Source organism: bacterium (assembly GCA_040753085.1).
Lineage (GTDB): Bacteria > UBA9089 > JASEGY01 > JASEGY01 > JASEGY01 > JASEGY01.
Genome location: JBFMHI010000138.1, coordinates 1 through 7,348 on the forward strand (window position 1 = coordinate 1; position 7,348 = coordinate 7,348).

Consider the following 7,348-nt stretch of genomic DNA (forward strand, 5'->3'; position numbering starts at 1 on the left):
ACACGGATGAGACGGATTGACACGGATAAAAATTTATTAGAAAAAATCCGTGAGAATCCGCCAAAATCTGTGTCATCCGTGTGCTATTCTATCATTCTCTTCGTGGCTTTGTGGCTGAACGGTTACAATAATTGATAAGGGCTGATGTCTATCAATAACTACATAAACCAGATTGGTAAATGGCTGGACGGAAGCGGTCCTTACGCCGGGATTGTCTTCAGCAGTCGTATTCGCCTGGCCAGAAACATTAATCAACTTCCCTTTTCCCATTGGGCCAATGCGGCGGCTTTGAAAAAGGTGGCTGAAAGGGTAATGATCGCTGTTCCGAATAATCAGTATATGAAGGGCGCTGAAATTCTGGAATTGGATGAACTGTCCACTTTGGATAAAGAGTTTTTAGTAGAAAGACATCTTATCTCTCCTGAATCGGTTAAAGGAAAGGGTGAGTTGATTGTTATCGGGGATAAAGAATTAGTCTCAGTTATGGTTAATGAAGAAGATCATTTAAGGATCCAGGCGATGGCTTCCGGTCTGCAACTTTCTTCTGTCTGGAGGTATCTGGATCAAATCGATGACAAATTCAGCCAGGAACTCGATTATGCCATCTCTCCGGAATGGGGTTATTTGACGGCCTGTCCGACCAATGTTGGCACAGGGATACGGGCTTCCGTTATGATTCATCTGCCGGCCATAGCTATGACTAAGCAAATCGATAAACTTCTTAAGGCCGTTTCCCAATTAGGCTTGGCTATCAGGGGAATTCATGGCGAGGGCACAGAGGCCTTAGGCAATCTCTTCCAAATATCCAACCAAGTTACCCTGGGCCGGACAGAAGAAGAGATTACCGATAATATTGAACGGGTAAGCAAACAAATCATTGAACACGAAGAAAAAGCCCAGGCCCTCTTGCTCAAGGAAGCCAAAACACAGGTAGAGGATCGCGTCTTTAGGGCTTATGCCATTCTAACCTCGGCCAGGATTGTTACCTCCAAAGAGGCTATAAATCTATTTTCCCTTCTTAGACTGGGGGTCAATATAGGTTTAGTGGAGATAGATTTTTCAACTTTAAATGAAATTTTTATCCTTAGCCAGCCTGCTCATATTCGAAAAAGATACGGCCAAGACCTCTCCCAGGACGAACAGGATGTGCGTCGAGCCGATTTAATCCGAGAAAAACTAACTACAGCACACAGAGCACACAGATAACAGATTTAGAGATACTGTAAGTGTTCAGCCACAAAGACACTAAGACACAAAAATAGAGCAGTAGAGCAGCAGAGCAGTAGTTAAAGACTTTTCTGAAAGTTCCAGAACTGCTGTTCTATTGCTCTACTGCTCTCTAAGTCACATATTTTTTAATAAGTAGCACATTTTCGTGTCTTCGTGCCTTGGTGGCTGAACGGTTACGAGATACTTTCTGGGTTCTGTAATCTGGGTTCTGATTTTAAAATGACTCAAGTCTCTGTCGTTTTCGATCTACCTGTTGATAGACCTTTTTCATACCTTACCCCGCCGGATATTGCCTCTCAAGCCGTCCCTGGCAAACGTGTTTTAGCCCCTTTTGGGAGAAGCTCTCGTATTGGATACATCGTTGGCCAGGGTGATTTTTCTTCCAAAGGACATAAGCTTAAAGAAATAGTGGATATCCTTGACTATAAACCACTCCTTGATCCGCCTATGCTAGAGTTGACCGGATGGATGGCCCAGTATTACCTCTGTTCTTGGGGAGAAGCCATAAAGGCTGTTCTTCCTCAAGGGATTAATCTCAAGACCAGACGAAAGCTGCGATTAATTTCTCTGCCGGATAATCTCTCGGATTTATCTAAGAGGGCGCCTTTGCAAGCTAAGATTCTGGCTGTGCTGAAGACAGAAAAGGAAATCTTCTTAGATGAAATGTCCAAAAAGGTGGGACGCAAAACCTTCTATCTTAGCCTTAACAGTCTGGAAGATAAGGGATATCTGCAGATAGAAGATGAACTTCCGCCTCCCCGGGTTAAGCCCAAAGAGATCAGGGTAGTGGACTTAGCCCGGCCTGTGGAGGAGATTAAAGCCGAAGATTTGCCGCTAAAACAAGATAAGATTATTAAGACCCTCGTTGAATCTCAAACACCCCTCACCTCAACTGAACTGGCGGCCAGAACCGGGACAAGTCTTTCGCCTATTCAAACCTTAGTCAAGCGTGGTGTCCTTAGAATAGAGAGAAAAGAAATCCCACGGCTGCCTTATCCAACTACTGCCTCTCATTTAGAGTTGACCAAAGATACCAGTCACCGAAATTTAAAGCTGACCGAGGAGCAGGAAAAGGCCCTGGGTGTGCTTATCCACCACATTAATGAGAGAAGGTTTAGTGTTACTCTCCTCCACGGTGTAACCGGCAGTGGAAAGACTGAGGTCTATCTTCGGGCCATTGCTCAGGTAATACAAAGAGGCGAGGGGGCTATTTGCCTTGTTCCGGAGATATCCCTTACGCCACAGACCGTGACCCGATTTGCGGCTAGGTTTCCCGGTCAGGTGGCTGTTTTGCATAGCCAGCTTTCTCCCGGGGAAAGATACGACGAGTGGCGGAGGATCAAATCCGGTCAGACCCCGGTGGTAGTCGGCGCCAGATCGGCTGTCTTTGCCCCCTTACCCAAATTGGGTTTGATTATCGTGGATGAAGAACACGAGCCTTCTTATAAACAGGAAGAAAAGAAACCGCGCTACCATGCCAGGGATGTGGCTATTATGAGGGCCAAACTCTCCGGGGCCGTGGTTTTGCTTGGCAGCGCCACACCTTCTCTCAGGTCGTATTATAATACTCGAACAGGCAAGTTTTATTATTTGGAGATGAAATCACGGGTTGATGAGGCCCAGCTTCCCGAGGTAAAACTGGTGGATATGCGGGCCGAGCTTAGCGGTAATAAGAAACAACACATCTTTAGCCTCGCCCTGGTGGAGGCTATGACTGAGCGGCTGGACAGGGGAGAACAAACTATCCTCTTTTTGAACCGGCGAGGATTTGCCAACTTTGTTCAATGTCGAAAGTGCGGCTTTGTCTTTGGCTGCCCGGCCTGTAGTGTCTCTTTGACTTATCACGCGGCCGGCCTAAAACTGCGATGTCACTACTGCGACTACCGACGGCCGCTTCCCCATATCTGTCCGGAATGCCAGGGAGATAAAATCAGGCATTGGGGGCTGGGGACTCAACGGGTGGAGGAGGAATTAACCAGACTTTTCCCTCAGGCCAGGATTGGCCGTCTTGACAGAGATACTACTACCCGAAGAAAGTCCTTAGAAGATATGCTCTCTTCTTTCCAACATGGGGGAATAGACATCCTGGTGGGCACCCAGATGATCGCTAAAGGACTTGATTTCCCCCAGGTTACTCTGGTAGGGGTTATCTCGGCTGATACGGCCCTTAATCTGCCCGATTTTCAGGCCGCCGAACGAACCTTTTCTTTATTGACTCAGGTGGCCGGGCGGGCCGGCCGTGGTAAACGTCCTGGTCTGGTGATCATTCAGACTTACACCCCCCAGCATTACAGCCTTCAGGCCACGGTAACCCACGATTATCACTCTTTTTATCGTCAGGAAATAGCTATTAGGGAAGCCTTAGCCTATCCGCCTTTTGCTCATTTGACCAAAATAACCATAAAAGGACCAGAGGAAAGCCAGGTAGCTAGAGCAGCCATTGATCTGGGGCAAAGATTAAGAGACAGGAAGGCAAAACAGAAACCTGTAAATATACTGGGCCCGGCTCCCTGTCCGATTTCTAAGATTAAAGGCGAATTTCGCTATCAGATACTTTTGAAGGGAAAGACTCAGCCGGCTATCAGGGAGCTTATCGTATCCGCTTTAGAGGAATTTTCCCCCTCCGGTAAGGTGGAAATTGCCCTGGATGTTGATCCCATCGGAATGCTCTGATAGCTGAAGGCTGAAGGCTGAAGGCTGAAGGCGGATTTCGCACCCACTTCGTGGGTACCGGGTACCCGTGACGGCGGATTAGAGAGGGAGGTCTGGTTCATCGTTTAGGCCAATCAGGATAGAGTCCGCCGTCCACATAGTCCACACTGTTCATAGAAGGCCACTCGCCGCCTATTATGTATGAGTGGTCGAAACGATAAACCAGGCCGAGATGGAGTGGCCAATGAAACCATCCAAAATCCAAAATAAGAAAATCCGCAATCCGCAATCCGCAATCCGCAATCCGCAATCCGCAATCCGAAATCCGAAATCCGAAATCCGAAATCCGCAATCCCCAATCCCCAATCCCCAATCCCCAATCCGAAATTCGCAATCCGCAATCCGGGTGTTCATTGCCCCCGGGGCCGGGTTTTGCTTTGGGGTTAAGCGAGCGATCCAGATGGCTGAAAAGGCAGCCGCTGAGACAGGCGGTAAGGTTTACACCCTGGGGCCCCTTATTCATAATCCTCAAGTAGTCGAAAAACTGCATGAGCAAGGGGTGGAGCTAACTGCCGGGATTGAAGATCTCCCGCCAGGGGCAGTTCTTATCCTTCGTTCCCACGGGGTTGGCCCATCAGTTTATGCCCGGGCCGAGAAAGCCGGCTTGAAGATTGTTGATGCCACTTGTCCTAATGTGAAAAAAGTCCAGAGGCTGGCTATTGAATTGAAAAAGAAAGGTTACTGTCTGGTTATCCTGGGGGAGGAACATCACCCGGAAGTAGAAAGTATCATTGAGACGGTAAACAATGAAGCTTATGTGGTGAATGGCGTGAAAGAATCGGAAGGTATACCTTCAGGAAGGCGAATAGGGCTTATTGCCCAGACCACCCAGACTCTTAAGAATCTTGAAGCCGTCACTGCTTTCCTTATCAGAGGGGCGGAAGAGCTTCGGGTATACAATACCCTTTGTGAGGCTGTATCCACAAGACAAAGCGCCTCGCTCGATCTGGCGAAAAAGGTGGATTTAATGCTGGTGGTGGGGGGGTATAACAGCGCCAATACCACCCGCCTGGCTCAGATCTGTCATCAGGCCGGATGTGAAACTCATCATATTGAGGTGGCGGCTCAGATAGACCCAGCCTGGTTTGGAAATAAACAGAAGGTAGGGATAACCGCCGGGGCCTCTACGCCGCCCTGGATTATTGAGGAAGTCCGGGAAGTGGTGGCTTCTCTAAAATGATGGTACGGTTAGAGGAATGAAAAAGTATGATTGTGTAGTGGTTGGCGCCGGGCCGGCCGGGGCAACAGCCGCCTACGAATTAGTCAGGAATGGGCTGGAAGTTATTCTACTGGAAGCTGAAAGATTACCTCGAAACAAGACTTGCGGTGGATGTCTTTCAGCCAGAGTTAACCGACTACTGGACTTTGATCTGTCTGAAGTAGCTGAGGATGAGATTCATCAAGGGAGGTTTACTTATAAATTCCACGGCGGATTTGAAGTTAATTCAGACCGGCCAGCCGCGTATATGATCAACAGAGATAAATTTGACTATGATCTGGTTAAAAGGGCGATCCAAAGAGGGGCGGTGGTGTTGGATAAAAGGCGGGTGGCCCGGATAGATATAGAAAAAACCGACCTCAAGGTATGGGCTGATAATCGGGCTTATCAGGCCAGGATAGTAATTGGAGCAGACGGGACCAGGGGAATAGTGGCCAAATCAGTGGGTATCCGCAAGGTCAAGACCGACTTTGGATTAACTATTTCCACCCAGTTTCGGCCATCTGCTCAGCAATTGGCTGAACACCAGGGAATGGTTCACCTTGATTTCGGGGTGGTCAGATTCGGTTATGGGTGGATCTTTCCTAAAGGAGATCACCTTTCCGTGGGTGTGGCCAGTTGGAGAGAGAAAGGGAAACTTTTACAAGCCAGCTTTGATAAGATTAGGGCCGTAGCTCAAAAAGACCATAACCCGGCTAAACCTCAGTCCTTCAATGCCACTAAAATTACTCCAGGCGGGACGGTCTTGCCCCGCTATCATAAGAGAAAATATGGTAAAGAGAAGGTTGTCCTGGTGGGAGATGCGGCTGGTCTGGTTGATCCATTTTTAGGGGAAGGTATCTACTATGCCATAAAGAGCGGCCAGATGGCTGCTCAGGCCGTAAAAGAAAGCTTGAAAACAAATAAGTCCCTCCAGTCGGTTTATGAAGAACTCTTAGAAAGAGAACTATTAATCGAATTAGATGCCGCCGCTACTCTTGCCGGACGATTTTACAGACATCCTTTTATCCTTTACAATCTCCTCAGGAAAAGTAAGAACCTTCAAAATGTCTGTTTGGATTTGATGTTGGGTGAAGCTAACTATCAAGAACTGAATAGTCGATTTCAGGCATTACCATAAGGTGACGAGGCCGTCCTATGGATAGGATTGATCGAGCTATACTTAATGAAATTCAAATTGACTTCCCTCTTGATCCGGAACCGTATAAGATCCTGGCTGAAAGATTGTCTCTCCCTGAAGAAGAAGTGCATAAGCGAATAAAAAATCTTAGGATTAAGGGGATCATCCGCCGTATTGGCGCCTCTTTCGATTCCAGACGGGTGGGGTATGTGAGCACTTTAATAGCGATGAAGGTCCCTTCCAATAAAATAGAAGAAGTTGGTCATCTGACCAGTCAATACCCAGGGGTAACTCACAACTATCTTCGGCCGGGAGATTACAATCTGTGGTTTACCCTGATTACCCCATCCGTGGAAAAAAAAGAGGAAATCTTGCAGGAGATAAAAGACAGGACCGGCATTGAGGAACTGATGGACCTTCCGTCTAAACAGCGCTTTAAGATTGAGGTCAACCTGGAGGTATGATACCCACCCAATCGTCCCGTCCCTAAAACAGTGTCTCAATATTCAATCCTTCCTTTAGGGATTGGGACGGGTGGGGATAAAAAAAGGGAACTTCCGTTTCTATTTCCGAAAGTCCCCAGTTCGTATTGTTAAATATGGCTCCCCGAGAGAGCACCAAATAACAAACTTGACCTGCTCAAACTAACCTTCCTCAAAGATGATGCCAATAAACTGCCTTATGCCCTTGTGGACGAGTTCAGTTTCGCCATTGTCAATATCGCCAAGGGTCAAAAGCACCTTCTTTCAGAAGAAGCCATAAAAGCCATGCAGGAAGCAAAGGAAAAGCAGGCATCGTTTCAAAACTGAGGAATAGAAGCTTTACGATTTCCCCAAAGATGGTATACTTTGAATATATCCCAATCACACCACTAATCGGACTACTACAAGGAGGTTCAAATGAAGGATACCATCACTCTACGGGATACGCTTCCAACCACTCTATCCATAACTGCTTTTGGGTCAGATGGCTCGTTTCTCACTCCCTTTGGGGAACCGGAGATAGGGAGATTTGCCGACCCTGACCCATCATCCACGACCAAACTATCTGCCTGCTACCACACTCAA

General features: G+C 47.5%; 5 protein-coding genes. All 5 read left to right on the forward strand.

Annotated features, from left to right (window positions below; translation table 11 throughout):
• Positions 1-144 precede the first annotated feature (144 nt).
• The 5 genes from AB1797_11615 to AB1797_11635 all read left to right on the forward strand — a co-directional run bounded on the left by AB1797_11615 (position 145) and on the right by AB1797_11635 (position 6,745).
• Entirely contained in the window at positions 145-1,206 is a 1,062-nt protein-coding gene (locus tag AB1797_11615; protein MEW5768244.1) for a protein arginine kinase, read from the forward strand.
• Positions 1,207-1,449: 243 nt separating this feature from the next.
• The gene (gene priA, locus AB1797_11620; protein MEW5768245.1) at positions 1,450-3,903 is read left to right on the forward strand and encodes a primosomal protein N'; all 2,454 of its coding nucleotides are present in this window, start codon (positions 1,450-1,452) and stop codon (positions 3,901-3,903) included.
• Between the two features lie 223 nt (positions 3,904-4,126).
• Positions 4,127-5,122 (forward strand): 4-hydroxy-3-methylbut-2-enyl diphosphate reductase, encoded by a 996-nt coding sequence (gene ispH / locus AB1797_11625; GenBank protein ID MEW5768246.1) that lies wholly within the window; start codon positions 4,127-4,129, stop codon positions 5,120-5,122.
• A 16-nt stretch (positions 5,123-5,138) separates the two neighbouring features.
• Positions 5,139-6,281 (forward strand): geranylgeranyl reductase family protein, encoded by a 1,143-nt coding sequence (locus AB1797_11630; GenBank protein ID MEW5768247.1) that lies wholly within the window; start codon positions 5,139-5,141, stop codon positions 6,279-6,281.
• 17 nt (positions 6,282-6,298) lie between these two features.
• Positions 6,299-6,745, forward strand: coding sequence for an AsnC family transcriptional regulator (locus tag AB1797_11635; GenBank protein ID MEW5768248.1), 447 nt, complete (start codon positions 6,299-6,301; stop codon positions 6,743-6,745).
• Positions 6,746-7,348 lie beyond the last annotated feature (603 nt).